The sequence below is a fragment of the Mesobacillus harenae genome (genome assembly GCF_013343715.1).
GTDB classification, from domain to species: Bacteria; Bacillota; Bacilli; order Bacillales; family Cytobacillaceae; genus Mesobacillus_A; species Mesobacillus_A harenae.
The window spans coordinates 1-281 of the sequence record NZ_JABUNR010000058.1; the positions used below are offsets into that span (position 1 = coordinate 1).

Annotated in this window: 1 protein-coding gene; it reads left to right on the forward strand. The window is 40.2% G+C overall.

Translation table 11 applies throughout. The annotated features are described in order from the left end of the window. On the forward strand, positions 1-281 hold a 281-nt coding region (locus HRJ06_RS23760), incomplete at both ends, for a transposase (RefSeq protein WP_174735240.1).

Genomic DNA, 281 nt, shown 5'->3' on the forward strand with positions numbered 1-281 from the left:
TTGATTTTTCTTTCATTTATGACTTGGTGAAGGATGTGTATTCGGAAATTGGGCGCCCAAGCATTGACCCTGTTATTTTAATTAAACTTACCTTCATTCAATATACCTTTGGTATTCGTTCCATGCGCCAGACCATTTCAGAAGTAGAAACCAACATGGCCTATCGCTGGTTTTTGGGTTATGGATTCCATGATAAAGTGCCCCACTTCTCCACCTTCGGGAAGAATTACGAACGCCGTTTTAAAGAGACCGATTTGTTTGAGCAGATTTTCTATCGAATC